This is a genomic window from Wenyingzhuangia sp. IMCC45533, from assembly GCF_054111225.1.
Map to the genome: position 1 here is coordinate 39,765 of NZ_CM134197.1, position 24,201 is coordinate 63,965.

Genomic DNA, 24,201 nt, shown 5'->3' on the forward strand with positions numbered 1-24,201 from the left:
TCAGTCATCAAATTGTCCAATAGGTAAAGAAATACTGAAAAACAGGCCCTTGTTTTATTTTTTTCTGATAAATAAGTTTTTAAAAAATATTCTAAGACTGATAACTGTATAAGTAAGATACGGATAAATTTGTTAGATCAAGGATACTTTTTCTACTTCAATTTTAGAACTATCATTTTCTTGTAAACTTCCTATTTTGAAGTAAACGAAAAGTATTGCAGAACTTTCGTTGATAGAATGTAAAAGTTGATGCTGCACAAGTACGAAAAATGTTCTGTATATGAGTTATAATTTATATTATGTTAAATAGTATTGGTGATATAAAACCAATCCGATAAGATTGGTCCTTATATATTTATATTATTGCTTCTTAGCTTCCGCCTCTGCTTGCTTTTTCATTGTTTCATTAGCGATAATGGCCAATTCAACTCTTCTGTTTTTAGCTTTACCAGCAGCTGTAGAATTATCAGCGATTGGTAAAGATTCTCCTTCACCTTTAACAGCGAATCTGTCCGAAGGAACTCCTAAAGACTGTAAATAATCTGCTACAGCTTGAGCTCTCGCTAAAGATAGTTTTAAGTTGTGTGCTTCAGAACCGTCAGAATCAGTGTGTCCATCAACAAATAAATTTGTTTCTGGATATTTTTTCAACACTTCAGCTAACTTTGACAATGTATTTTTTGTGTCATTATTGATAATAGCTTTGTTAGATGCGAAGTAAATTCCTGAACCCTCATCAAAAACAACATCAATACCTTCACCCACTCTATAAACTTGAGCTCCTGGTATAGAATTTCTCAATTCTTCAGCTTGTTTATCCATTTTTTTTCCGATGATAACTCCAGTGGTACCTCCAACAGCAGCTCCACTAATAGCTCCAATAGCAGCTCCTTTTTTTCCACCGATTAAAGCACCAATACCTGCACCGATTGCTGCACCAGCTCCAGAACCTATCAAACCACCTTTGGATGAATTATTCATAGATGAACAACCCACAAACATTGAGGCACTCATAAAGACTAAAACTAAATTTTTAAAGATTTTTTTCATTTTTATATTTTTAATAATTTCAAAGTAAAAATAATGTGTTTTTTTATAAAAAGTGACCTCTATCCATATACATTTTAACTTTATTTTTATTTTACCTCCACACAAAAAAGACCGTCAAATTTGACGGTCTTTTTTGTAAGTGCTTATTCTTTAAACTTTACATTGATTGAGGTGTTGAGTTTCCTTTTGTAATCTTCTTCCAACCACATGATATAGTTTTTTGTACTTTTTATCATATAATGGGAATATTTTTTTATTCTGTCTTTTATGTCATCATCTAACAAAATAGCCAAATCTCTAGCATCAAAAACATCCTCGGCATTCTCAAAACACATTTGTGCATGTTGTTCAACAGATTTATCTAGCACTATTTTAGATTTGATTCCTTTTTTGATAGCGTATTGATACTCTTCTTTAACTTTGAACGTAATGTTTTCGGAGTTTTTAAATTTTTGTCTTACTTCTGCTGGCATTTCATAGATAAACTGTCTTTCAATTTCCTCATCGTTAATCAAGTTATCTAGATAATAATCGGGAGATTTAAATATTCTCTTCCAGTTGATGGGAGCGCTCCAAAGTCCGAATCTGGCAGCATTGTTTCCTAAATCTATAACATTAAATGTCTTTTTTTCATTAAACACACGTGATCCTCTACCAATCATCTGATAGTATAAGGTAATTGATTTTGTAGCTCTGTTTAAGATAATAGTATCTACACTTGGTTCATCAAATCCAGTGGTTAAAATACTTACGGAGGTTAGAATTGCATCAGGAGTATGTTTAAACCAATGCAAGATTTCTATACGCTCTTGTTTAGAAAACGTATTGTCTAAATGTCTAATGTTATCGTACCCCGCTGCTTTAAAAGTGTCATATACATGCCAAGAGGTGTTGATACCGTTGTTAAATATTAATGTTTTTTTACCTAATGACTTTTCAATATAAGCGCTTAATAATTTGTCTTGCATTAAATTGCTGGAATACAAGTCATCAGACGATTTTACAGTGTAATCTCCGTTGATTCCAACTTTAAGTCCTCCTAATGCAACATCATATGTATAAGTTGTGGCCTTAGCTAAAAAACCTCTATCTATCAATGTAGAAATAGGCTCCCCAACTAGCAACTCGTCATATATTTCATTCATCGGTAGTTTTATGTTGGAACTCAAAGGAGTTGCCGTTACTCCTAGTATGAAACAGTTTTGAAAATATTTAAATAGTTTTCTAAAAGAATTGTAGTGAGCTTCGTCAATAATTACCATGCTCACGTCTTGCATGTCTAGCAAATCGTCATTTAAACGATTTTTAAGTGTTTCAACCATTGCGACAAAACACATGTAATCGTTCTGATCGTCTAAGGACTTTACATCGCTAGTAATTACCTTATTGGTGACTCCAAATTCATCTAACATCTTAGACGTTTGGCTACTTAGCTCTATTCTGTGCGTTAGTATTAGAACTTTTTTTTGTTTTTCTTGTATAAATCTTCTTGCTATTTCAGAAAAGATTACTGTTTTTCCACCACCCGTAGGTAACTGAAAAGCAAGGTTGTAATTATGTTCTTTGTTTTCTATTTTTTCGAAAACCTTATCAATGTTTTCTTTTTGATAATCGTATAATTCCTTTTTCTTAACTACTTTATTATTTGCTTCTACTTCCATTTCATGTTTTTCGAGTTTTGCAAAACTACGCAGTTTTTAAAGTTTTATGAAATAATTAGCGCTTTTTCTGTGTAAAATATTAATAACGTTGGGGATGCCTTTCACATGCTTCGTAATAAATGACGTAAATAAATCTTACCAATAGTGTTGTAAATACCGAATTATCTCGATTGTTTTACTTTAAAAGGTTCCCTAATCTCATAATTACTAGGTTTTACATATTTGGTCAAAGGTTTTAAAACTATATGGAGAAAGGGGTTTGTATGTTTGATATATAAATACATCTCCTTAGGCTTAGCACCCAATGTACTTTTAATAATTTCAGCAGTTCTTCCCAATCTAAGTTCTTTCTTACGTTTGGCTATAGCCTCTGTAACAAAGTCATAAAGAATCTTCTGATATAGGGGTTGCTCGTTATTTACTGCGTAATCAATTCCAACATAATTTGCATCTAAATAACTTTTGTTAGTGCAAGCTGTGCTGAACCCTACTAAAGTTTCATTTTTAAAATATCCTTTAAATACAAATTTATTACCCAGTTCTTTTTTCAACAGACCAAAGCTATTTTCACTCAATCTAATCATGTTAAAACTAGCTGTTTTGAGCACAGCATTATAAAGCTCGTGTATTTCAGACTGATAATGTTCTATTTCTGATACGTCAAACTCTTTAGAGGTGATATCAATTGTTCTTTTGATAACGTTTTTAGCCCTTGTTCTATATTTGGTTTTCATATCGTTTAAATAATCTTCAAAACTCAACCATTCTGGGTTGATTTCTAAAACCATATTAACGTCTATTTGAAATTTTGCTGCTTTTTTATAAAGCTCTTTTTGTACTGCCACATTATTGTTCTGCCAAAATTCTTTAACCATTACAAAATTAATTGCAGGAAAATTGTTATTGGTACGCAAACTGAATCTCATTTTTTTTATAATCTCGTAGATGATATTAGTTGAAACTTTTTCACTAAAAAAAAATCCATGAGTTCCAGTAGCAAAAAAATTACCGCAAAGTAACAAACTACCATTAAGAGTCTTTAGTAGGTAAGCTCTGAGTTTCGATTTTATTTGCTGAGGAAATTTTTTCTGATTGAAAAAATCGTTTTTAACAGTAATCCATTGAAAATACAACTGCCCCACCACCCTATTTTTCTTGTAAACCAAAACATAAATAAAAGTCACGTCCTTAACGATACTATTTTGTAATGCATTTAGATATGAATATGTTAGATAAGTGTTGTTTGAATTTAGTTTAACCCACTCAGTAGCCACTTGAGAAATATCAAAACAATATTTAAAAGAATATTCAGCGTTTACAAAAGTATGTCCAGGCATTCCAGTTATTTAATACAATTAAAACAGATAACAAAAAAACACCTTAGTAATGAACTAAGGTGTTTATATACGATAAAAAACAGCTATTAATAGTCCTTAAAAATAGCATGCATCATTCTTTTTTTGTCGTTAATGCTTTCTTCCATAGAAATCATGGTTTCAGTTCTTCTCACCCCTTCTATATCGTCTATTGAAAAAATAATGTCTTTTGCCTGATTGGTATCCTTTGCTCTTATTTTACAAAATATGTTGTATTTACCCGCAGTAATATAAGCAACAGTTACATTTGGAATTTCTTCAAGAGCACTTAATACTTGTCTTATCTTAGAGCTGCTTTCCAAAAACAAACCCACGTGTGCAATAAAATTATATTGCATTTTTTCATAGTCCAATGTTAAAGTAGAACCTTTAATAATACCCTCATCCTCCATTTTTTTTACACGTACATGAATAGTACCTGCAGAAACCAATAGCTTTTTGGCAATATCCGTAAATGGTGTTCGTGCATTATCTATTAGCATATCTAATATTTGATGATCTATTTCGTCTAAATGATGTTTTTTCATGACAGTGTAGGTACTTTTACTTTCTTTTTATTATAGTCCTTACAAAACTACAATATTTTAAAATTTAATAGTGGTTTTGTGCATTAAATATAAATATTATTGGGACAAATAAAAACTTAATTTAATATTATATGAACACTATTTAATGTTTACATTCAGTATAACCAAAATACTCTTTTAGATCTCCACGCTGGTATTCCACCAAAGTTGAAACTAATTTGTCCTCTACTACTTTGTATTCGTACTGAAAAGCAACATCTTGCGCTAGATTAAGGTCATCTTTAAAATTTCGGATGATTAAATCGTAGTTCTGCTTACCATTGTTTGGAATATCAAAATAAGGCTCATAAATGTTATAATCATCATTTTCTACCAAAAACTCTAAGCCTTCTAGCATTGCGTAAAAATTGAATTTTCTTACCACATCTCTATTGTAATCATTAGGAAAATGTCCCGCTTCTATTAAAATAGTATTGTGACCAAGTTTTTGAAAATTATCTCCAGTTGCTGTTGGATAAAATTCGTCTGTATATCTACCTACGTGATTAGGGATGATTGATTGTAATAAATCGTTCATGGCAACAATAACAGACATGGTTTCTTTTCTCCCTTTAGTTAAAGTACGAGCTTCATCTATAGAGGGTGCTAAAAAAGAGATAGTAGCAGGATTTTTGAAACCTTCCACATTAAATATAGTACGTTGATCGTGTAAGTTAAAACAAAAATGAGGTTTGAAATCATCCAATACTCTTCTTAAAATCAAACTTTCTTTTGCTTCTAAAGAAACAGCATCTCTGTTTAAATCTACATTATTCGCATTTACTCTCGTAAAATTTTCTGACCCATCTGGGTTTAACATCGGAATAAATATTAAAGTACATTGGTTCATTAAATCTTTTACAAATTGATCTTTTTGAACTAGCAACTCTTCTAAATATTTAAACAAGTCAAACAAAGCTTTCGTACCCGTACTTTCATTACCGTGCATTTGAGACCATAAAAGAATTTTTTTTGGCCCGCTACCCAATTTGATGCTATATATAGGTTTGTTGTTTTCCGATGATCCTATTCTATTCACCTTAAACGGAGTTGTTAAACCATGAATAATTGGTTCTATATCCTCCAATAAAATTCGTCTTCCTAATAGCTTATTCTGATAGTTTTTAATATACCAGCTTTCCAATTTAGTTATATCCATGTTACAAAAGTAAACAACCTTTTGTTTACAATTGTAATTTACAATTGTAAAATGAATTCAACTCCTCAAACACATTTGAACAAGTCTTATGAGGAATTAGAGAGTGATTTATATGATGAAACACCTAGGGTGAAATTGCATACATATAAAATATCATAATTTACTAACTATTAAGTATTTAGTTTTTTATGAGTGAAGTGTTTTAGACTGTTGTTGGGGTGTTTGTTAGATGTGGAGTTGTTAACTAAGTTAATTTTGTTTACATTTGTAATCAACTAAGATAGCAATCAGCTTCTTGAAAAAGTTTACAATGTTAAATCAAGAAAAGTTTATCAATAGACTTCATAAATTGTTCGATCATTACAATTTAACAGCTGCGGTTTTTGCTGATGAAATTAAAGTACAACGATCCAGTATATCACATTTGCTATCGGGTAGAAATAAACCAAGCTTAGAGTTTGTTTTAAAAATTACGGCTCAGTACAAAGAAGTAACTTTAGATTGGTTATTATACGGAAAGGGTAGTTTTCCCAAAGCAACAGATAATAATGAGACAAATGACCTCCATAATAGCTCACCTCCTACTAGTGATGATCCTAAGTTTATTGATTCGAATACAATTCAAGGTGATACTTTAGCGCAAAAAAAAACAACCCTTTCTAATGATATAGAAAGAATTGTTATTTTTTATTCTAACGGTACTTTTAAAGAGTATTTATAGTGTTCTCCCTAGTCTATTGCTAGTTTTTTAATCCCTTCATCAATGGTTTCTAAAATAATTATTTTATTAGAGTTATTAGAGGCTATTTGCTTGTCTTTAACAGTTCTTAGAACCCTAATAGCTTCGTAATTAAAGTTGTATTTCTTGTACCTAAGCCCTTTTTCAACAAAATCGTCTACCATTACCTGAATAGCTTCTATATTATTTGTTGTAGCGACCCATTCAAAGGCTTCTTCAAAATTTTTCTTCAGCTTATCATCCTGTAAAAAATATAGACCACTTATTAAGTATTTAGCCACAAACGAAACCTGACTTTTGTCTTTTTCTTCAAGGTAAATCTTAAGTAATGGAACGTGTATAATGTCTTTAACTTCGTTAGAAAGTCCCTTTGCATATTCTGTGGCTAGTTTTTTATCTATGTAATAGATAGCCAGTAAACTGTTCCCTTTTATTTTAGGAGAAATGCTCTCTAGTCCTTTCTTATAGATATCCATATAATCACTATTAACCAACTTTCCCAAGGTGGATATGGCAGAAGCTGCTACATTAGGATTGGTGTTTTTAGCGAGCTTGACTAGTTTGGTGATGGTTTTTTTCTTGGCAAACTTACCTGCTAAATTAATATGTTCTATGGCATAGGATTGTATTACATGGTAATCATCATAAATAGCTTTTTCGAACACTTTAAACACATCTTTACTATCTTGTTTATCTTTTAGCTGTTTTAAAGCTTCTAGCCTATCTACATAGTGCGCTACGTTATTGTATTGAAAGATAAGCTCATCCGTAGTTAATTCAGGAGTTTCTATTTCTGCCAATAACACATGATCGGAGTTTATTTTAATCAACTTGATTTTGTCAGTCAACGGAAATTCAAATTTCTTTTCTTTTGTATCCATAAACACCGTTAAAGATTGTTTTCCTTTAGAGGTGTAAATATCTATTGCTAAAGGAAAATCAAATTCTTTTTCGGTTTGCGTAATTTTTATGATTGTTTTTTCGGTTAAAACATTTGTCTCGTAATTTACTTTCAATCTTGGGTGTCCATTACTGTAGTACCATTGGCTAAAAAACCACATCAAATCTTCTCCAGAAATTTCTTCAAAAGCCAATCGTAAATCATGTGCCTCTGCGGATTTAAATTGATGCTTGGTCAGGTAGTTGTTTAATCCAGTAAAGAATTTATCATCTCCTAAATAATTTCTTAGCATATGAAGAATCATTCCACCTTTGTTGTAGCTAACCACATCAAAAACATCATCTTTTTTAGTGTAGTTGTATCTAACCAAATGCTTCTCATAATTTTCTTGAAGTGCATTTTTATCTAAGTATGCATTTTTTGTTCGCAACAGATGTTCCGCAGCTCTATCATTTCCATATTTATGCTCAAACCACAAAAACTCAGAGTAGTTTGCAAAGGATTCGTTAACAGTTATATTGGCCCAGCTTTCTGTGGTTACCAAATCTCCAAACCAATGATGAAACATTTCATGAGCAATGATGGATTCCCAATTGTTTCTCTCACTTAATTCTCCTTTAGTCTGCATGGCTTGTTCAGCATGAATTACAGCTCCTGTATTTTCCATGGCACCACTTACATAGTCTCTCACAATCATTTGACTGTACTTGTCCCATGGGTATTCTATTCCCGTAATTTTTGAGAAAAACGTTAGCATTTCTGTAGTGTGCTTAAACAATTCGCTTGCAGTATCTTTATAGGCTGGTTCAACGTAAAAATTAACTTCTTTACCTCTCCAAGATTGTTTAATTACTTCAAAGTTTCCAATTCCCACAAAAAATAAGTAAGGAGCGTGTGGCAATGACTGTTTCCAGTAATCGGTTCTGGTTCCGTCCGCATTGATGGTTTCAGAAATTAAAATCCCGTTAGACAATGTTTTGTATTGGTTAGGGACAGTTAACTTAATTTCTTGCGTAGATTTTTGATTAGGCTTATCGATGGTGGGAAACCATACACTATTTTGTTCTGGTTCTCCTTGAGACCAAATTTGCGTGGGCTTGGTCTTATCTGTTCCCAAAGGATTGATAAAATAAAGCCCCTTGTTATCTGTAATGGCTACTCCTCCATTGTTTTTAATGCTATTAGGGTTTCCCTTGTATTTGATAAATAAACTTAAGGTGTCGTTTTGAGTATAAACTTTAGGAAGATCTATATTTAGTTTTTCTCCAGAATTGTAATAGTTCAATTTTTTACCATTACTTTCCACAGTAAATATTTTCATAGACTTGGCATCTAGCTGTAATTTATCGGTTGGAGTAAAATGAGGTTTTAAGGTAATTTTCGCTTTTCCATTAACGGTTTGATCTTCAAAATTAAAACTCAAATCAAGTTGTGTATCAATTAAGTCAAATTCTTTTGTACTGCTTTTACCGCTGTCGTTAAAACGGTAAAGCCTTTGAGATTGAATATACTGCGTTGCCAATAACAATAGCAATAGTTGATAGGATATTTTCATGTAATTAATATGAAATTAATGATTGTACGTTGGTACTAATAGGTGATAATTTATGGCTACCGTTTAAAAAAGTTAGATTGATGATAAAACTAAATCCAACAACTGTTGCTTTTTGTCTAATTAAATTGGCTGCAGCAACGGCAGTCCCTCCTGTAGCCAGTAAATCATCGTGAATTAATACGTTACTGTTGGGTTTTATGGAATCTTTGTGTACTTCTATGGTAGCAGATCCATATTCCAAATCGTAAGATTCTTTTAAAGTTTCAGATGGTAATTTCCCTTCTTTCCTAATCATGATAAAAGGTACTTTAAGAGATTTCGCTAACAAAAGGCCAAATAAATATCCTCGAGATTCTATACCTGCAACTGCATCAATTTTAGTATTGGCAAATTGATTTTTAATCTCTTCTACCATTTTTTCCATTAATAATGGCTGCAATAATACAGGGGTTATATCTTTAAATAATATTCCAGGCTTGGGGAAATTGGGAACGTCTTTAATGGCAGCTTTTATTTCTTTTTCTAAGGTCATATTAAAATTTTACTCTATATTTTTTTGTTTCATTATAAACGTGTTCTAAAATAGCCAGATCTTGATTCGATAATTCTTGAGAAGATAATGCCATCATTTTTTTTGCAGTCCTCATGGCTTTTTTAAAATTGTAGACATCCATAATTTTATTGCCACACCAACTATACGATGGAATAAATTTCTCTGGTAAATCCGAACCAAAGATATGAGCGCTTACTCCTACCACAGTTCCTGTATTAAACATAGTATTGATGCTTGTTTTAGAATGATCTGCCATCATAAGTCCACACAATAATTGCTTTGAATCCTCGTATATCTCTTGATGATAGCTCCATAATCGCACTTTACTGTAGGTGTTTTTTAAGTTAGATACATTAGAGTCCGCTCCAAAATTGCACCACTCACCTACTACAGAATTTCCCAAGTATCCTTCGTGGCCTTTATTAGAATTAGCAAACAAAATACTGTTCTTAATTTCCCCTCCTACTTTGCAATTAGGGCCAATTGTGGTGGCTCCATAAATTTTGGCTCCCATTTTCACCAAAGACTTTTCTCCAAGAGCAAAAGGTCCTCTAATCATAGCACCATCTAGTATGACTGCTTCTTTAGCAATATATATGGGACCAGAAGATGCGTTTAAAATACAGGGGTTAATTTCTGCTCCTTCTTCAATGAATATTCCGTTTTTATTGATGGCTTGTATCCAATCTGGAATTTCTTGCGATACCTCATCTTTGGTTAAAAGTTCAAAATCATGCCTGATGGCTTCATCATTCAACAAAAACAAGTCCCATTTATGTTCAATAGGTTTTACATGGTCAAGGTGAATAGCTTCATAAGTGCTAAAATCTATATCTTCTTGATCTATTTGCGAATAAAAAGCAATAATATCTTCTTTGTAATAAATCGCTTGATTTTTCTGTAATTTTTTTACGGCATTAAAAAAATCATCATTAGGGAGATATCCTGCATTGATAAAAATGTTTTCTTCCATTTCTACTATCGGATATTTTTCTTCCAGATATTCTTCAGTTAGGGTTGTCGTTGTGAATTTTAAATACTTTTCCCATTTTTCTCTAATTGTTAAAATCCCAATTCTAATATCAGCAACGGGTCTAGTGAGTGTAAAGGGCAGCAAATTATTTCTAAATGAACCGTCAAACAGAATGTAATTCATAAATAACTAAGGTTAGCAATGTTTTTTCTACTTCAATTTTTAAGCCAAAAAGATATAAAAAAACCACCTAACAATAAATGTTAGGTGGCGATAAATTTTATGGAATAAAACTCTTATCTAGAATAGTTAGGAGCTTCTTTAGTGATGGTTACATCATGCGGATGGCTCTCTGCAATACCCGAGGCAGTAATTCTAACAAACTCTGCTTCTTTTTGGTTATTAATAGTTGCAGCACCGCAATATCCCATTCCTGCTCTTAAACCACCAATAAATTGGTGCATAGTTTCATAAAGCTCACCTTTGTAAGGAACTCTTCCTTCAATACCTTCAGGAACTAGTTTTTTACTGTTATCCTCATCTCCTTGGAAATACCTGTCTTTAGAACCTTTTTTCATAGCTTCTACTGACCCCATACCTCTATATGACTTAAATCTTCTTCCGTTGAATAAAATCACTTCTCCTGGAGCTTCTTTTGTACCAGCCAATAAAGAACCCAACATTACAGAATCTGCTCCAGCTGCAATAGCCTTAGGAATATCTCCTGTATATCTCACTCCTCCATCTGCAATAACAGGTACACCTGTCCCCGCTAAAGCTTCGGAAACTTGCATAATAGCAGACAGTTGAGGATATCCAACACCTGCAACTACTCTTGTAGTACATATAGAACCAGGTCCTATTCCTACTTTTACACCATCTGCACCTGCAGCAACTAGGTCTAAAGCAGCTTTGGCTGTTACAATATTACCCGCAACTACATCTAGATCAGGAAACTGGGATTTAATTTCTTTTAATTTATTTAAGATGTTTACCGAGTGACCATGTGCGGAGTCTAATACAACTGCATCTACACCTTCTTTCACTAAAGCACTTACTCTCTCAGCACAATCGTCTGTTACACCAATAGCAGCAGCAACTCTCAGTCTACCAAACTCATCTTTATTTGCTTCGGGATTTTCTCTAACTTTAACAATATCTCTAAAAGTGATTAAACCTACGAGCTTAAAGTTATCATCAACAATTGGCAGTTTTTCTACTTTGTTATCTTGTAAAATAACCTCAGCTTCTTTTAAAGAAGTACCTGCAAAAACAGTAACTAGATTTTCTGAAGTCATTACTTCTTGAATTTTTCTACTGCTGTTTTTTTCGAAGCGTAAATCTCTATTAGTCACAATACCTTTTAAAATTCCGTTGCTATCAACAACAGGAATCCCTCCAATTTTGTGCTCACTCATCAATAAATTAGCATCATATACTGTTTGACTAGCTGCAATAGTAACAGGCTCTAAAATCATTCCTGCTTCGGAGCGTTTTACCTTTTTAACCTGTTTAGCCTGCTCAGCTATAGACATGTTTTTATGTATAACACCAATACCTCCTTCACGAGCAATAGCAATCGCCATTCTTCCTTCTGTTACGGTATCCATAGCAGCAGAAATGATAGGGGTGTTTAACGGAATATTTCTTGTAAATTTAGACTTAATCGATACGGTGTTAGGTAACACTTCGGAGTAAGCCGGAACTAACAATACGTCGTCGTATGTAAGTCCTTCAGAAATAACTTTTGTAGTAGACATTTGCAATTAGATATGATTTAATTGCATGCAAATATACAACATTTTTAATGATGGTGTTAAAATCGCATTAGAAAGATTTATAGAGGTATATACTTTGCTATAACGTAATTTTTCGCTATTTTTAATACACTTATTAAATAAAAATAAACTTCATGAAAAACATCATTATACCTGTAGATTTTTCTATATACTCAGAAAATGCATTAAAGGTGGCAGCAATGCTAGCAAAAAAACACGGATATGGTCTTACGCTAATTCACATGCTTGAATTACCTTCTGGATACTCCGAGCACGATAGTACCTATGCCAAATCCATTGTGTTTATGCTTAAATTTGCAGAGCAAAAGATGAACACTTTTGTAGAAAAAGATTACTTAGAAGGAATCACAATTAAAGTAATTATAAAGCATTTTGCGTTGTTTCCAGAAATTGGACCTATTGCAGAGGAAAACAACTCATCGTTAATTGTTATGGGATCGCACGGAAAAGATTATCAAAATGGAGAATACCTGGGGTCTAATACGGAGAAAGTGGTTAAAAACTCTAAGATTCCAGTTTTAGTCATCAAAAACGAGTTGAAAGATATTGATTTTTCTAAATCAATTTTTGTGAGTGACTTTAAACTAGAATCAGCAAAAGCATATGTCAATGCTAAAAAGTTTTTTAATGAAATTGGAGTTGTTCCAAAGTTACTTTTTATTAATAAGCCTGGTAGTGGCTTTGTTTCTACAAAAGAAATGGACACTAGATTCAAAGAGTTTTTAATGGAAACCGAAGGAAGCTTAGCTAGTTTGGATTCTTTTGAAAATTATGATGATTATACAGTTGTAGATGGTGTTAATAGTTATATAGAAGATCATGGTACTTCTTTATTAGCGGTTGCTACTCACGGTAAATCAAATATTTCCAAATTTTTTACAGACAGCGTTTCTTTGGACTTGGCTAATGAAACTGTTCTACCTGTTTTAACAGTGCTTATCTAAAAGTATTTACTTTTTAATTGAGCCCCATTATCTATAAAATGATAATGGGGCTTTTTGTTGTTTGTAAGCGATGTTATATAGATAATTAATATTTAAAAAGGAAGATAGAATAAACTTGCATCCACCTCACATATACGTTTGATAGAAAGGTGATAGAAAAAAGTAAAATTTGTTGAAAGCTCTAGTAAATAGTGAAAACTACCCATTTCGGGTGGGGGTTTAGTTGTGTATACTCAATAGTTTTGTTGCTGTATTGAAGGATTCAGTCCCTTAATTATTCACAAACAATTTTAACCTAAACAACTATTGATGAAACAAAAAAACACAGTCTTATTATGGTCTCATTTACTAATGCTTTTGGCAGTCCAAACCCATGCTCAAAGTTCCGTTAACACAAGTGGTGGAATTGCCACAGGAACTGCTGGAAGTATGAGCTACTCTGTTGGACAATTAATGTACAATACTCATATTGGAGCATCTGGTGTTGTTACAGAAGGAGTTCAACAATCTGAAACAACTAATTCCCCTACATTAAGTATAGTTCCGCTTGAAAAAATAGCAAAAATTGCTGCATATCCGAATCCCGCAATAAGCTACTTAAAATTAGATGTACAGGAATTGGAATTGTCTAATTTGAAGTATAGAATTGCGGACTTGCAAGGTAAGACTGTCTCTATAGTAGATATTAAAGAAGCAAAGACAGATATTCCGATGCAAAGACTAACTCCCTCTACCTATTTCGTGAGTATTCAGAAAAACAACAAAACCATTAAAACTTTTAAAATCATTAAAAACTAATTAACATGAAAAAAATACTAGCACTTACGTTTATCCTTTTTGCCTTTTCAAATTTATTTTCTCAGGCTCCTGAAAAAATGAGTTACCAATCTGTGATAAGAGACAATTCAAACGAACTTGTAAAAAATCAATTTATAGGAATGCAAATAAGCGTTTTAAAGGGTTCTGCTACAGGTACTGCGGTCTACGTAGAAGCTTTAAGTACAAATACAAACGCTAATGGTTTAATTAGTATTCAAATTGGTGCAAATACAGCAATTTTGGGAGATTTTTCTGCGATTGATTGGAGCGATGATACTTATTTTATTAAAACAGAAGTTGATCCAACGGGCGGTACTACCTTTACAATTACGGGAGTTAGTCAATTTTTAAGTGTTCCTTATGCCTTATATGCCAAAACAAGCGGAGATGCATCTCTAAAGTATTTAGGAGCCGTAAGATCAAAAAACCTAGGCTCTCCGAATCCAAATTCAAATAATGAAATTCCCAATTTAACTTCTACGGCTATTCGTTGGTTAGGAGGTCCTAGTGAAAATTACAAGAGTAGTCTGGGAGGAACTAATAATACAGAAATTACTATTCCTACAGGAGTTAAGTATATTAAAATTCATTGTTCAATTATTTATGATCAAGTTCTAACGACAACCGATAGCAAATCTCAACTATTTGTAAATAAAAACGGAAACCCTTTTTCTGGATTGTCTAATTCAGGGTTTAACACTTATCAATACTTTAACTCTTTTTATGGTTTGACCTTTAGTACTTCGTTTATTGAAGTGTCTTCTGGAGATGTGTTTGATATTAAACTGTTTCAAAATTCCGGAGAATCCTTATATTTAGCTTGGGGTAGCGTAAGTTCTAGTTTGTCGGTTGAATTTTACGATGAGTAATACCTTAACTACAAAAGACAAAAAACACCTATCAATTTAGATAGGTGTTTTTGTGTTTTACAGAATGAGTAAAGATTTATTTTGTGGTCTTTTGGCTTAATTTAGCGACGATTAAAGCTACGGTAGCATCACCAGTTACATTAATGGTGGTTCTTAACATATCTAAAGGTCTATCTACAGCAAAAATGAGGGCCAAACCAATGGGAAGTAACTCTTTGGGAAAACCAATAGAGTCCAAAACAATAATGAGCATGACCATTCCTGCTCCAGGAACTGCAGCAGAACCAATGGAAGCCAACAAAGCAGTAATGATAATAATAATTTGATTTTGAAAGTTTAAACCTTCAGGCCACAATACTTGCATGATAAAAACTGCTGCTACAGCTTGGTATAAACTGGTACCATCCATATTGATGGTAGCTCCCACAGGTAAAACAAAACTAGAAACTTCTTTATCAACCCCTAAATGTTCCTCTACCCTTTCCATAGTAACAGGTAGCGTGGCTGCACTAGAACTGGTAGAAAAAGCCAAAAGTTGTGCAGGAGAAATGTTTTTTAAAAACCAGTATGGCGATTTTTTAACTATAAAAGAGACACAAAAAACATAAAAACCAACCATCAACATCAGTCCTAACACTACAACTCCTGCATATTTTAGTAATGCAAGCAATACGTTAATATCGTCAGACGAGACAACAACAGTCGCTAGTAAAGAAAACACAGCATAAGGAGCAAATAGCATAATGATATCAATCATTTTTAAAACAGCCTCATTAAGTGAATCGAAAAAATCTTTTAGAGGCTTGGATTTTTTTTCCTCTATCAATAGTAAACACACTCCTAAAAACAAGGTGAAAAAGATAACTTTTAGCATACTTTTATTATCACCCATGGCTTCTACAATATTGCTAGGTACTATATCTATCAAAAATTGAAGCGGCCCTTGTGTTTGTTGAAATTGAGCTTCGTTGATTTTACCTTGTATACTCGATTGATGTGCATAATTTTCTTTGAGCAATTCAACAGTTTCAGTAGAAATTCCTTCTCCAGGTTTTAGTAAGTTTACGAGTGTCAGACCTATGACTATGGCAATTATAGTAGTAATTACATAGATAGTTACCGTTTTTATCCCCATAGACTTAAACTTGGAAATGTCTTTTAAATCAGAAATCCCTTTAATTAAAGAACCCATAATTAATGGGATAGCGATTAATTTTAAAAGTTTTACGAAGATGGTTCCAAAAGGTTTGATCCAATACACTACAAATTTTTGTCCACCAACAATTTGAGTCATCAACAATCCAAAAATAACACCCAACAGTAGTCCAATGATAATTTTCCAATGTAGTGCTATTTTTTTCATATCGTAAAAGTTTTTAGCAAGAGCAATCCTTCCCTCCGCAATTGTTTTTGGGTTTGTTGTTAAAGTATTTGTTATAAATATAGTACAAAGCCGCTACAACAAATATTAACGTTAATATGTTTTGAGCTATTTGCATTAGGATAATGTTTGATAAGCAATTAAGGCAGTGATATAAGCTATCCCAGTCATGACTACCATTTGAACGATAGGCCATTTCCAACCATTAGTTTCTCGTTTAACTATCGCAATAGTACTCATACATTGCATGGCAAAAGCATAGAATAATAGAATAGAAATTCCAGTAGCAAAAGAATAAACAGGTGTTTTGGTACCTTGAAAAACCTCATTTTTCATTCGATCTTTAATAGTAGACTCTTGCTCATTACCTACACTGTAGATAGTTGCCAAAGTTCCAACAAAAACTTCTCGTGCTGCAAATGAAGCAATAACGGCCACTCCAATTTTCCAATCGTACCCCAAAGGTTTAATAACAGGTTCAATAAATTTACCCATGGTTCCAATATAGGAGTGTTCAAGTTTATAAGAAGCAATTTCTGTTTGCAATTCTTCTTCAGAATAGTTTGGGTAGCTTTCCAAAACAATTTCATCAGCTTTAGAAATATAATCACCTGGGCCATAAGAAGCTAGTCCCCATAAAAGTATGGAAATAGCCAAAATAATTTTACCAGCTTCAAAAACAAAGGCTTTTGTCTTATCTACCACATTGATAAGTACGTTTTTAAAAAGAGGTAGCTTATAATTAGGCATCTCAACTACAAAGTAAGATTTGGAAGTGATTTTTAAAAATTTATCTAACAAAGCAGCAGCTAATATAGCTGTTATAAACCCTAGTAAATATAAACCCATTAAGAGTAAACCTTGTACATTAAAAGTTAAAAAAGTGGCTTGTGAAGGAATAATTAGACTGATAATTATTGCGTAAACAGGCAAACGAGCAGAACAAGTTGTAAAGGGAGTTACCAAAATGGTAATTAATCTTTCTTTCCAATTTTCTATGTTTCGAGCTGCCATAATTGCTGGAATAGCACACGCAGTTCCTGAAATTAGCGGAACAATACTTTTTCCGCTCAATCCAAATCTTCTCATGATTCTATCCATCAAGAAAACTACTCTACTCATATATCCACTTTCTTCCAATACCGAGGTAAATAGAAATAGAAAAGCAATTTGAGGAATAAAAATAACCACCCCTCCTATTCCAGGAATAATTCCTTCTGACAGCAAATTGGTAAAAGTACCTTTGGCAAAATTATTTTTCACAAACTCAGATAAGCTAGCAAAAGTATTGTCTATAAAATCCATGGGAATGGCAGACCACGAAAATAAAGCCTGAAACACCGTAAATAAAATGGTAAAAAATATTAAATAACCATAAATTCTATGGATTAGAATTCTGTCTAAGTAAGACCTTATATCTTTTGCATTATGAGGATCTTGGCTATAGGTTTTATTTAAAACCTCTTTTAAAAATTGATATCTCCTTACTGTTTCTAAATGATGTTTTTTCTGCACATCCTTAGCGTACTTAGAAAACACAGTTTCTTGCTCAACAAAACACGGAGCACTATTTATTTCTTGATAATTTAAAATCAACTTTTTAAGGTAAGATATTCCCTTGTTTTGTTTAGAACTTATTAGGGCTATTTTAGTAACCAACAATTCTTCTAAAGCAGGGATATCTATGTCTATTCCTCTGTCGGCCATTCTATCCGCCATATTAATAGCTAGAATAGTTGGAATCCCTAAATCTTTAATTTGTGTGTATATAAAGAGGTTTCTTTTCAAGTTTTCAATATCTACCACCACTACGACCACATCAGGATAATTGGTGTTGGATTTATCAGACAAAACTTTAACAGCAACATCCTCATCCAGCGAGCTGGCATTTAAGCTGTAAGTACCAGGCAAATCTATAATTTCGGCCACACTAGAATTCTCTAGTTTACAGCTCCCTGTTTTTTTATCAACGGTAATTCCAGGGTAATTCCCTACTTTTTGATTTAGTCCTGTTAAGCGATTAAATAAAGAAGTTTTTCCCGTATTTGGATTTCCTATTAAAGCTACTTTAATATCGCTCATAATTTTTCTACTAGTATTTTAGAAGCTATTTCTAACCTGATAGCCAAGTAAGTACCACTTATGTTGAGGTAAATTGGGTCTTGCATAGGAGCTCTTTGTAGTACTTCTACGTAATTACCTTCTATACATCCCATCTCTATCAATTTTAGAGGCACGTCTATTTCATCAAAAGATTTTATAATCGCTCTTTCTCCTCTTTGTAAATCGGAAATAGTAAGTGTGTTTATCATTTAACTTGTTTATGTCGAGATTATATATCCACAATTGACTACTAAACATAAAATTTAGAATCGCGAAGATAAGAACTATTTAGATTTAGTTAAAATAATTAAACATATTTAATTTCACAAAAAAAGCTCCTACAATTCTAAAATAGGAGCTTAAACAAAACAAACAATTCAAATTCTAGTGAAATACTAAAACTTTTCTTTAATGATATCAATCCATCTTTTTAATCTCTCTTCAGTCAAGTTACTTTCATTATCATTATCTATAGCCAAACCATAGAATAAATTGGGATTATGGGGAACAATAGCTTTTGATTCTGTCTGTAAATATCCATTAGTAGGCCATAAACCAACCACTTCTCCTCCATTTTTTATAATTTCTTCTGCCAAAATTCCTACTCCATCTATAAAATATTCTGCATACCCAATTTGATCTCCTAGTCCATAAATAGCGACTTTTTTGTCAGTAAAATCAATCGTTTTAAAATCCTCAAAAAAAGCCCCCCAATCGCTTTGTAAATCACCATCGTACCAAGTAGACAAACCTAATATGATATGTTGATATTGATTGAAAGTATTAAGAGTAACATCGCAAATCTCATGTACTTCAATTTCTTCAAAATATTCCACAACTTCATTGGTCACCTCTTCTGTAATTCCAGTATCTGATCCGTAAAATAAACCTATCATTTAAATTATATTTTCTACAAATATATCTATTTTTATCAATTCTAAATAAAAATAATAAATATATTTGCCTAAAAATTACACATCATGAAGACTTTAAAAAATATTTACAACAATCAATTGGGAGCTAGTTATCAAGTTATTGATGATCATGAACCCTTTCACCACTTGATGGCATTGGAAATCAATCAAATTTCTTTTTTAGTAAATCAGCAAGAATTAGAGTCTTTTGTTGAATCCACTTACAAAATATTAAACTACCATGCGAGCTGTAGTTGTTCCAAAGATTTGGTTAACAAAACCGTGATTTATCAAAGTAAACAAATGGAAATCAGAATGCTATTAAGCTACCATCAATTAATTCAGTTAAATGATTTATTAAAAGGTACTGCATTTAAGTTGTCAATGAAAGATATGCTATCAAAATACAAAATATCTTAATTTTATTTTTATAAAGTCTAAATAAATAATATGTTTGCATTAATTATTATTTTAACTAAATCTAAATAAAATGAAATTTAACTATTTTAAACTAATTACAAAATCAACTTTAATGTTAGTTATGACATTAACAAGTTGTAATGACGATAATGATAACGAACCGAGTTCGCCACCTAGTGAAGTGACCAAGGAAGCATTTGTTAAAAATTATGCGGCCATTGTAGCCAAGAATTATAATGATTCATATGCAAGTGCTCTGGAAATGCAAACCAAAATCAACGAATTCATAGCTACACCTTCTGCTTCTACTTTAAATAATGCTCAAAAAGCATGGTTGAGCGCAAGGGATTATTATGGACAGACAGAAGCTTTTAGAGAGGCCAATGGTCCTATTGATAATCCTGATTTACTAAACACTGAAGGACAAATTAACGCATGGCCTTTAGAAGAAGGTTTTATCGATTATGTGTCGGGTAATAGAGGTCAAAAGGTTCAAAACGGTATTATTGGTGATACTGAATTTGTTTTGACAGAAGCTAGTATTTTGGGTAAAAATGAAGAGTTGCAAGATGGCGAAAGCGAAGAAAATGAAGACAACGCGGACAATATAACTACGGGCTGGCATGCCATTGAATTCTTATTATGGGGACAAGATTTAAATTACAATAGTGTAACACATATGGCTGATGATTTCTCTAAATCTGGAGAAAGGCCTTTTACTGATTATACTACCGAGGTAAATGCCGATAGAAGAAAACAGTATTTGCAAATAGTAACAGACTTGTTAATTAAAGACTTAAAAGATTTAAACGATACTTGGGCCGATGGAGGTAGTTATAGAAACACTTTTGAAGCTTTGGATGAGGATATCGCTTTGACCAATATTTTAAACGGAATAGGTTTTATTTCTAACGGAGAAGTGGCAGCGGAAAGACTTGATCCTGCGATTGCTGATGGACAAGAAAATGAACATTCTTGTTTTTCCGATAACACAAAGCAAGATATGTGGGCCAACGTAAACGGAATTAACAATGTAATTAACGGAATTTACACCAGTAAGTCTGGAGCTAAAATTCAGGGGGTTTCACTAATTGATTTGGTTAAAAACGTAGATAACGAAATTGCAGATGAGTTAAAAGATAAAGCAACTACTACCCTAGTTAAGCTGAATGCTCTTTTGAGTGCTTCAGGTAATTTTGATGAAATTATCAGTAAAGAAACGGAAGATTCTAACGGTCCAGCAGGACAATTATCCACAGCATTAAAAGACCAAGGAGCTGCTATTGCAGATGCTGCTTTTAAACTAGGGGCTTCTATTAGTATCAACTAGCTAACACTTTATTTGTTTAAAACCTCCAATATCTACCTATACAGAGTTAAATGCTTTAAGCATTCTAACTCTGTATTTTATCTTTAAAATGATTCATGAAAAACTTACTCATATTACTAACCATATCAATACTTTATTCCTGCTCATCGGATGAGTATAAAGAACTAATTTCAGACGAAGAGCAATTTGTTATTGATCACTACGAAGAAGATGAAGAGTCCTTAGTTTCAGAATTATCAGTAAGAATTTATAGTGGAGACAAAGCCTTTGGAAGAGCGATTCCTAATTTGTCTAGAACTCAAAATTTTTCTTTTGGGGTTGGAAATTCTATGTTTGATCAAAGCTGGGTTTCTTCCCCTGCATCAACTACCACAAGAGATGGATTAGGTCCTTTATTTAACGCGCATGCTTGTGCCAATTGTCATCAAAAAGATGGAAGAGGAAAACCCATATTAAATGATAATGGTAATTCTAGAGGTTTTCTGATAAGGTTGAGTACAGGGAATAGTTTTAATGATGGCCCCACTCCTATTCCTAATTATGGAAACCAGTTACAAGACAGGGCAAATAACACATTTGATCCAGAAGGAGATATAGCTGTTAATTTTACAATCATCAACGGAAAATATCCTGACGGTACGAGTTATGAATTACGAAAACCTACTTACACCATTAACAACGCAAATTACGGAACGCTAGCCAACGTAAAAACTTCTCCTAGAATAGGTCAACAAGTGATGGGATTGGGATTTGTGGATGCTTTATCAGCTGCTAGTATTCTTGCCAATGCAGACGAACAAGATTTAGATGGAGATGGTATTTCTGGAAAGGCCAATTACGTATGGAATGTAAAGAAAGGAGAATTAACCATTGGTAAATTCGGATGGAAAGCCAATCAGCCCAGCTTAGAACAGCAAGTAGCAGCTGCATTTAATGGAGATATGGGGTTAACTACCAATCTTTTTCCAGAAGAAAATTGTCCTCATGGGATAGATTGTTCAGAGAAGCCTAATGGAGTGAATCTTGGTGATATTTCGGAAGTACCCCCTGTACAATTCAATAGAATTCTAATTTATCAAACAGCATTAACGGTACCAATCAGAAGAAATTTTAAGGATATTGAGGTGTTAAAAGGAAAAAAACTATTTAACGAACTAAGTTGTGTTAAATGTCATGTAAACAATTTTACCACAAGTGAATATCGTTTTATGCCTCAGCTAGAAAACATCAAAATAAAACCCTACTCAGATTTTTTACTGCACGATATGGGAGATGAATTGGCTGATCATCGAGAAGATTTTTTAGCCAACGGTAAAGAGTGGAGAACACAACCTTTATGGGGACTCGGATTGATTGAAACCGTTAACAATCATACTTTTTTATTACACGATGGTAGAGCTAGAAATATAGAAGAAGCTATTCTATGGCATGGTGGTGAAGCTGAAAAGTCAAAAAATCAATTCATGCATCTAGACAAGAGCCAACGAGCACAATTATTAGCCTTTTTAAATTCTTTATAATATGAAAATTAGATACAAGTTATCAATAGTAATGCTACTTTTGATCGGAATAGCTTCTTGTGGGAAGGAGGAAAATAAACTAACACATGATGTTTTTTTTGAAAAATATTATCATGATAATATTTTCCCTTCTTTAGACAACTTCAAATCTGCAGCAGAAAAACAAGTTGAACTCATTACAAAATTCAACAACAACCGAACAGATGAGAATTTTAACAATCTACAACAGCAGTGGTTTAATTGCGCTTCGTTATATTCTAAAGCCAGGGTTTACAATTTTAAAGAAATTAACAAGCAGTTTTTTGATATCAAAATTTATAATTTTCCTGCAAATGTGAGCAGTATAGAAGATAATATTGATGAAGATGTTATTTACAATAGCACTTATTTAGATAGAAAAAGTTCCACAACCAAAGGGCTGGCTACAGTTGAATACTTACTTTTTGATGATGGTAGTAAAACGCGGTTGGAAAGAAATACCCAACGCTATCATTATTTACTTGCTATTGCTCAAGAAATTTTAAATGAAGCCAATGATTTGATCCAGTTTTGGCAGGAAGATTATTTAAATGTATTCATTAACTCTGGCGGTAAGTCTTGCATAAAAAATGCTAGGTGTCTAGCATTTAACCAAATAATAAATATTTTAGATGTTGCTAGGGTTACCAAATTAGAAAAGCCTGCTGGAATTAATGGTTCAAAAGGTACCTCTATTTCAGATTTAGAAGCTTTTAGAAGTAAAAAATCTTTAGACTTGATTGTGGCTCAATTGAACGAAGTGGAATCTGTTTATAGTAAAAGTAGTACTAATTTTGCGAGTATTGTGAATGCTATTGACGAGGAACAGCAGTTAACTAAGGCTATAAATGCTGCTTTTAACGAGTTGTATCTGGAGATAGATAAATTAGAGAGTAGCCTTTCTGAAGCTATAAAGGTAAACGACCCTCAGATTAACAAAATATACGATTCGTTAAGTGAACTAATCCGCTTATTTTCCGTTGACGGAGCTAGTCTTTTATCGGTAGCTACTTTACCTACAGACAATGATGGAGATTGATGAAAAAGGCTATTAAAGTAAACACATCCTCAATAGTTTATGAGGACGTGTTTACTACAGCAATTATTCTACTAGTAGTTTCTCATAGCCTTTTGAGCCCAGGTAATTAATGCTTCTCTTTCAGATTCGCCCAAATCTCCATGTAAAGTTTTGTAAGAAGTTAAAGGCATTTCACCTTCCTCAACTTCTTCTATCACTTCATCTAACTTATGCCTTTTTCTTTTGTTGTCGTAATTTGCCCAATTAGAAAAATCCAAATGTTCCCTACCCTCTTCTACGTGGTGGTCTAACCAAAAAGACAAAGGAGCTATTTTGGCATACCATGGGTAGTTGGTTTTATTACTATGGCAGTCGTAACATTTACTATTTAAAATACTGCTTATATGTTCGTTGGGTCTTGTTTCGCTAGTAAAGTTTTCAAGTTCTCTAACAGCTGCATTATTTTTGTTACTGTCTACAAATTGAATCACTATAAAAATGGCCAATAATACGAGTACAATCTTCTTAATCAT

At 32.8% G+C, this 24,201-nt stretch carries 22 protein-coding genes; 8 read left to right on the forward strand and 14 right to left on the reverse strand.

Annotated features, from left to right (window positions below):
* Positions 1–360: 360 nt before the first annotated feature.
* The 5 genes from ACXGQW_RS00185 to ACXGQW_RS00205 all read right to left on the reverse strand — a co-directional run bounded on the left by ACXGQW_RS00185 (position 361) and on the right by ACXGQW_RS00205 (position 5,812).
* The gene (locus ACXGQW_RS00185) at positions 361–1,050 is read right to left on the reverse strand and encodes an OmpA family protein (protein ID WP_457823103.1); all 690 of its coding nucleotides are present in this window, start codon (positions 1,048–1,050) and stop codon (positions 361–363) included.
* 143 nt (positions 1,051–1,193) lie between these two features.
* A complete protein-coding gene (locus tag ACXGQW_RS00190; RefSeq protein ID WP_457823104.1) occupies positions 1,194–2,711 on the reverse strand; it encodes a DEAD/DEAH box helicase in 1,518 nt (505 codons plus the stop codon).
* A gap of 161 nt (positions 2,712–2,872) precedes the next feature.
* Positions 2,873–4,048: a hypothetical protein gene (locus ACXGQW_RS00195; RefSeq protein ID WP_457823105.1), complete on the reverse strand. Its 1,176-nt coding sequence runs from the start codon at positions 4,046–4,048 to the stop codon at positions 2,873–2,875.
* An 86-nt stretch (positions 4,049–4,134) separates the two neighbouring features.
* On the reverse strand, positions 4,135–4,614 hold the full coding sequence (locus tag ACXGQW_RS00200; protein ID WP_457823106.1) for an Lrp/AsnC family transcriptional regulator: 480 nt from the start codon (positions 4,612–4,614) through the stop codon (positions 4,135–4,137).
* 142 nt (positions 4,615–4,756) lie between these two features.
* Positions 4,757–5,812, reverse strand: a complete 1,056-nt coding sequence (locus ACXGQW_RS00205; RefSeq protein ID WP_457823107.1) for a M14 family zinc carboxypeptidase — start codon at positions 5,810–5,812, stop codon at positions 4,757–4,759.
* Positions 5,813–6,122: 310 nt separating this feature from the next.
* Between ACXGQW_RS00205 and ACXGQW_RS00210 the strand changes: the two genes are divergently transcribed.
* A complete protein-coding gene (locus ACXGQW_RS00210) occupies positions 6,123–6,533 on the forward strand; it encodes a helix-turn-helix transcriptional regulator (RefSeq protein ID WP_457823108.1) in 411 nt (136 codons plus the stop codon).
* Between the two features lie 8 nt (positions 6,534–6,541).
* On the opposite strand, the gene ACXGQW_RS00215 is transcribed toward ACXGQW_RS00210, so the two are convergent.
* The 4 genes from ACXGQW_RS00215 to guaB all read right to left on the reverse strand — a co-directional run bounded on the left by ACXGQW_RS00215 (position 6,542) and on the right by guaB (position 12,293).
* Positions 6,542–9,007, reverse strand: a complete 2,466-nt coding sequence (locus ACXGQW_RS00215; protein ID WP_457823109.1) for a M1 family aminopeptidase — start codon at positions 9,005–9,007, stop codon at positions 6,542–6,544.
* Between the two features lie 4 nt (positions 9,008–9,011).
* Positions 9,012–9,539: an adenine phosphoribosyltransferase gene (locus ACXGQW_RS00220; protein WP_457823110.1), complete on the reverse strand. Its 528-nt coding sequence runs from the start codon at positions 9,537–9,539 to the stop codon at positions 9,012–9,014.
* Position 9,540: 1 nt separating this feature from the next.
* Positions 9,541–10,716 (reverse strand): putative sugar nucleotidyl transferase, encoded by a 1,176-nt coding sequence (locus ACXGQW_RS00225; RefSeq protein ID WP_457823111.1) that lies wholly within the window; start codon positions 10,714–10,716, stop codon positions 9,541–9,543.
* 113 nt (positions 10,717–10,829) lie between these two features.
* Positions 10,830–12,293: an IMP dehydrogenase gene (gene guaB, locus ACXGQW_RS00230; protein ID WP_457823112.1), complete on the reverse strand. Its 1,464-nt coding sequence runs from the start codon at positions 12,291–12,293 to the stop codon at positions 10,830–10,832.
* Between the two features lie 152 nt (positions 12,294–12,445).
* Here guaB and ACXGQW_RS00235 point away from each other — a divergent pair, with 152 nt between their 5' ends.
* From ACXGQW_RS00235 to ACXGQW_RS00245, 3 genes are all read left to right on the forward strand, one after another.
* Positions 12,446–13,276, forward strand: a complete 831-nt coding sequence (locus ACXGQW_RS00235; RefSeq protein ID WP_457823113.1) for a universal stress protein — start codon at positions 12,446–12,448, stop codon at positions 13,274–13,276.
* 309 nt (positions 13,277–13,585) lie between these two features.
* Positions 13,586–14,074: a T9SS type A sorting domain-containing protein gene (locus ACXGQW_RS00240; RefSeq protein WP_457823114.1), complete on the forward strand. Its 489-nt coding sequence runs from the start codon at positions 13,586–13,588 to the stop codon at positions 14,072–14,074.
* 5 nt (positions 14,075–14,079) lie between these two features.
* The gene (locus tag ACXGQW_RS00245; protein WP_457823115.1) at positions 14,080–14,964 is read left to right on the forward strand and encodes a hypothetical protein; all 885 of its coding nucleotides are present in this window, start codon (positions 14,080–14,082) and stop codon (positions 14,962–14,964) included.
* A gap of 76 nt (positions 14,965–15,040) precedes the next feature.
* Here the strand turns inward: ACXGQW_RS00245 and ACXGQW_RS00250 are convergent, their stop codons facing one another.
* From ACXGQW_RS00250 to ACXGQW_RS00265, 4 genes are all read right to left on the reverse strand, one after another.
* The gene (locus ACXGQW_RS00250) at positions 15,041–16,327 is read right to left on the reverse strand and encodes a dicarboxylate/amino acid:cation symporter (protein ID WP_457823116.1); all 1,287 of its coding nucleotides are present in this window, start codon (positions 16,325–16,327) and stop codon (positions 15,041–15,043) included.
* A 135-nt stretch (positions 16,328–16,462) separates the two neighbouring features.
* On the reverse strand, positions 16,463–18,427 hold the full coding sequence (gene feoB, locus ACXGQW_RS00255; RefSeq protein WP_457823117.1) for a ferrous iron transport protein B: 1,965 nt from the start codon (positions 18,425–18,427) through the stop codon (positions 16,463–16,465).
* Positions 18,424–18,657, reverse strand: coding sequence for a FeoA family protein (locus ACXGQW_RS00260; RefSeq protein WP_457823118.1), 234 nt, complete (start codon positions 18,655–18,657; stop codon positions 18,424–18,426). The genes feoB and ACXGQW_RS00260 overlap by 4 nt, the downstream gene beginning before the upstream one ends.
* Positions 18,658–18,843: 186 nt before the next feature.
* Complete coding sequence (locus ACXGQW_RS00265; protein ID WP_457823119.1) at positions 18,844–19,344, reverse strand: flavodoxin; 501 nt, start codon at positions 19,342–19,344, stop codon at positions 18,844–18,846.
* Positions 19,345–19,428: 84 nt separating this feature from the next.
* Here ACXGQW_RS00265 and ACXGQW_RS00270 point away from each other — a divergent pair, with 84 nt between their 5' ends.
* From ACXGQW_RS00270 to ACXGQW_RS00285, 4 genes are all read left to right on the forward strand, one after another.
* A complete protein-coding gene (locus ACXGQW_RS00270; RefSeq protein WP_457823120.1) occupies positions 19,429–19,782 on the forward strand; it encodes a hypothetical protein in 354 nt (117 codons plus the stop codon).
* Between the two features lie 70 nt (positions 19,783–19,852).
* Entirely contained in the window at positions 19,853–21,112 is a 1,260-nt protein-coding gene (locus tag ACXGQW_RS00275; protein ID WP_457823121.1) for an imelysin family protein, read from the forward strand.
* A gap of 95 nt (positions 21,113–21,207) precedes the next feature.
* The gene (locus tag ACXGQW_RS00280; RefSeq protein WP_457823122.1) at positions 21,208–22,632 is read left to right on the forward strand and encodes a di-heme oxidoreductase family protein; all 1,425 of its coding nucleotides are present in this window, start codon (positions 21,208–21,210) and stop codon (positions 22,630–22,632) included.
* Between the two features lies 1 nt (position 22,633).
* Positions 22,634–23,689 carry an imelysin family protein gene (locus ACXGQW_RS00285; RefSeq protein WP_457823123.1) on the forward strand — a complete coding sequence of 352 codons (1,056 nt, stop codon included), beginning with the start codon at positions 22,634–22,636 and terminating at the stop codon, positions 23,687–23,689.
* Between the two features lie 71 nt (positions 23,690–23,760).
* On the opposite strand, the gene ACXGQW_RS00290 is transcribed toward ACXGQW_RS00285, so the two are convergent.
* A complete protein-coding gene (locus tag ACXGQW_RS00290; RefSeq protein ID WP_457823124.1) occupies positions 23,761–24,201 on the reverse strand; it encodes a heme-binding domain-containing protein in 441 nt (146 codons plus the stop codon).

Bases quoted from the DNA above. Each gene is read 5' to 3' on its own strand.
- ACXGQW_RS00185 (WP_457823103.1), bottom strand. From the start codon at position 1,050: ATGAAAAAAATCTTTAAAAATTTAGTTTTAGTCTTTATGAGTGCCTCA.
- ACXGQW_RS00190 (WP_457823104.1), bottom strand. From the start codon at position 2,711: ATGGAAGTAGAAGCAAATAATAAAGTAGTTAAGAAAAAGGAATTATAC.
- ACXGQW_RS00195 (WP_457823105.1), bottom strand. From the start codon at position 4,048: ATGCCTGGACATACTTTTGTAAACGCTGAATATTCTTTTAAATATTGT.
- ACXGQW_RS00200 (WP_457823106.1), bottom strand. From the start codon at position 4,614: ATGAAAAAACATCATTTAGACGAAATAGATCATCAAATATTAGATATG.
- ACXGQW_RS00205 (WP_457823107.1), bottom strand. From the start codon at position 5,812: ATGGATATAACTAAATTGGAAAGCTGGTATATTAAAAACTATCAGAAT.
- ACXGQW_RS00210 (WP_457823108.1), top strand. From the start codon at position 6,123: ATGTTAAATCAAGAAAAGTTTATCAATAGACTTCATAAATTGTTCGAT.
- ACXGQW_RS00215 (WP_457823109.1), bottom strand. From the start codon at position 9,007: ATGAAAATATCCTATCAACTATTGCTATTGTTATTGGCAACGCAGTAT.
- ACXGQW_RS00220 (WP_457823110.1), bottom strand. From the start codon at position 9,539: ATGACCTTAGAAAAAGAAATAAAAGCTGCCATTAAAGACGTTCCCAAT.
- ACXGQW_RS00225 (WP_457823111.1), bottom strand. From the start codon at position 10,716: ATGAATTACATTCTGTTTGACGGTTCATTTAGAAATAATTTGCTGCCC.
- guaB (WP_457823112.1), bottom strand. From the start codon at position 12,293: ATGTCTACTACAAAAGTTATTTCTGAAGGACTTACATACGACGACGTA.
- ACXGQW_RS00235 (WP_457823113.1), top strand. From the start codon at position 12,446: ATGAAAAACATCATTATACCTGTAGATTTTTCTATATACTCAGAAAAT.
- ACXGQW_RS00240 (WP_457823114.1), top strand. From the start codon at position 13,586: ATGAAACAAAAAAACACAGTCTTATTATGGTCTCATTTACTAATGCTT.
- ACXGQW_RS00245 (WP_457823115.1), top strand. From the start codon at position 14,080: ATGAAAAAAATACTAGCACTTACGTTTATCCTTTTTGCCTTTTCAAAT.
- ACXGQW_RS00250 (WP_457823116.1), bottom strand. From the start codon at position 16,327: ATGAAAAAAATAGCACTACATTGGAAAATTATCATTGGACTACTGTTG.
- feoB (WP_457823117.1), bottom strand. From the start codon at position 18,427: ATGAGCGATATTAAAGTAGCTTTAATAGGAAATCCAAATACGGGAAAA.
- ACXGQW_RS00260 (WP_457823118.1), bottom strand. From the start codon at position 18,657: ATGATAAACACACTTACTATTTCCGATTTACAAAGAGGAGAAAGAGCG.
- ACXGQW_RS00265 (WP_457823119.1), bottom strand. From the start codon at position 19,344: ATGATAGGTTTATTTTACGGATCAGATACTGGAATTACAGAAGAGGTG.
- ACXGQW_RS00270 (WP_457823120.1), top strand. From the start codon at position 19,429: ATGAAGACTTTAAAAAATATTTACAACAATCAATTGGGAGCTAGTTAT.
- ACXGQW_RS00275 (WP_457823121.1), top strand. From the start codon at position 19,853: ATGAAATTTAACTATTTTAAACTAATTACAAAATCAACTTTAATGTTA.
- ACXGQW_RS00280 (WP_457823122.1), top strand. From the start codon at position 21,208: ATGAAAAACTTACTCATATTACTAACCATATCAATACTTTATTCCTGC.
- ACXGQW_RS00285 (WP_457823123.1), top strand. From the start codon at position 22,634: ATGAAAATTAGATACAAGTTATCAATAGTAATGCTACTTTTGATCGGA.
- ACXGQW_RS00290 (WP_457823124.1), bottom strand. From the start codon at position 24,201: ATGATTAAGAAGATTGTACTCGTATTATTGGCCATTTTTATAGTGATT.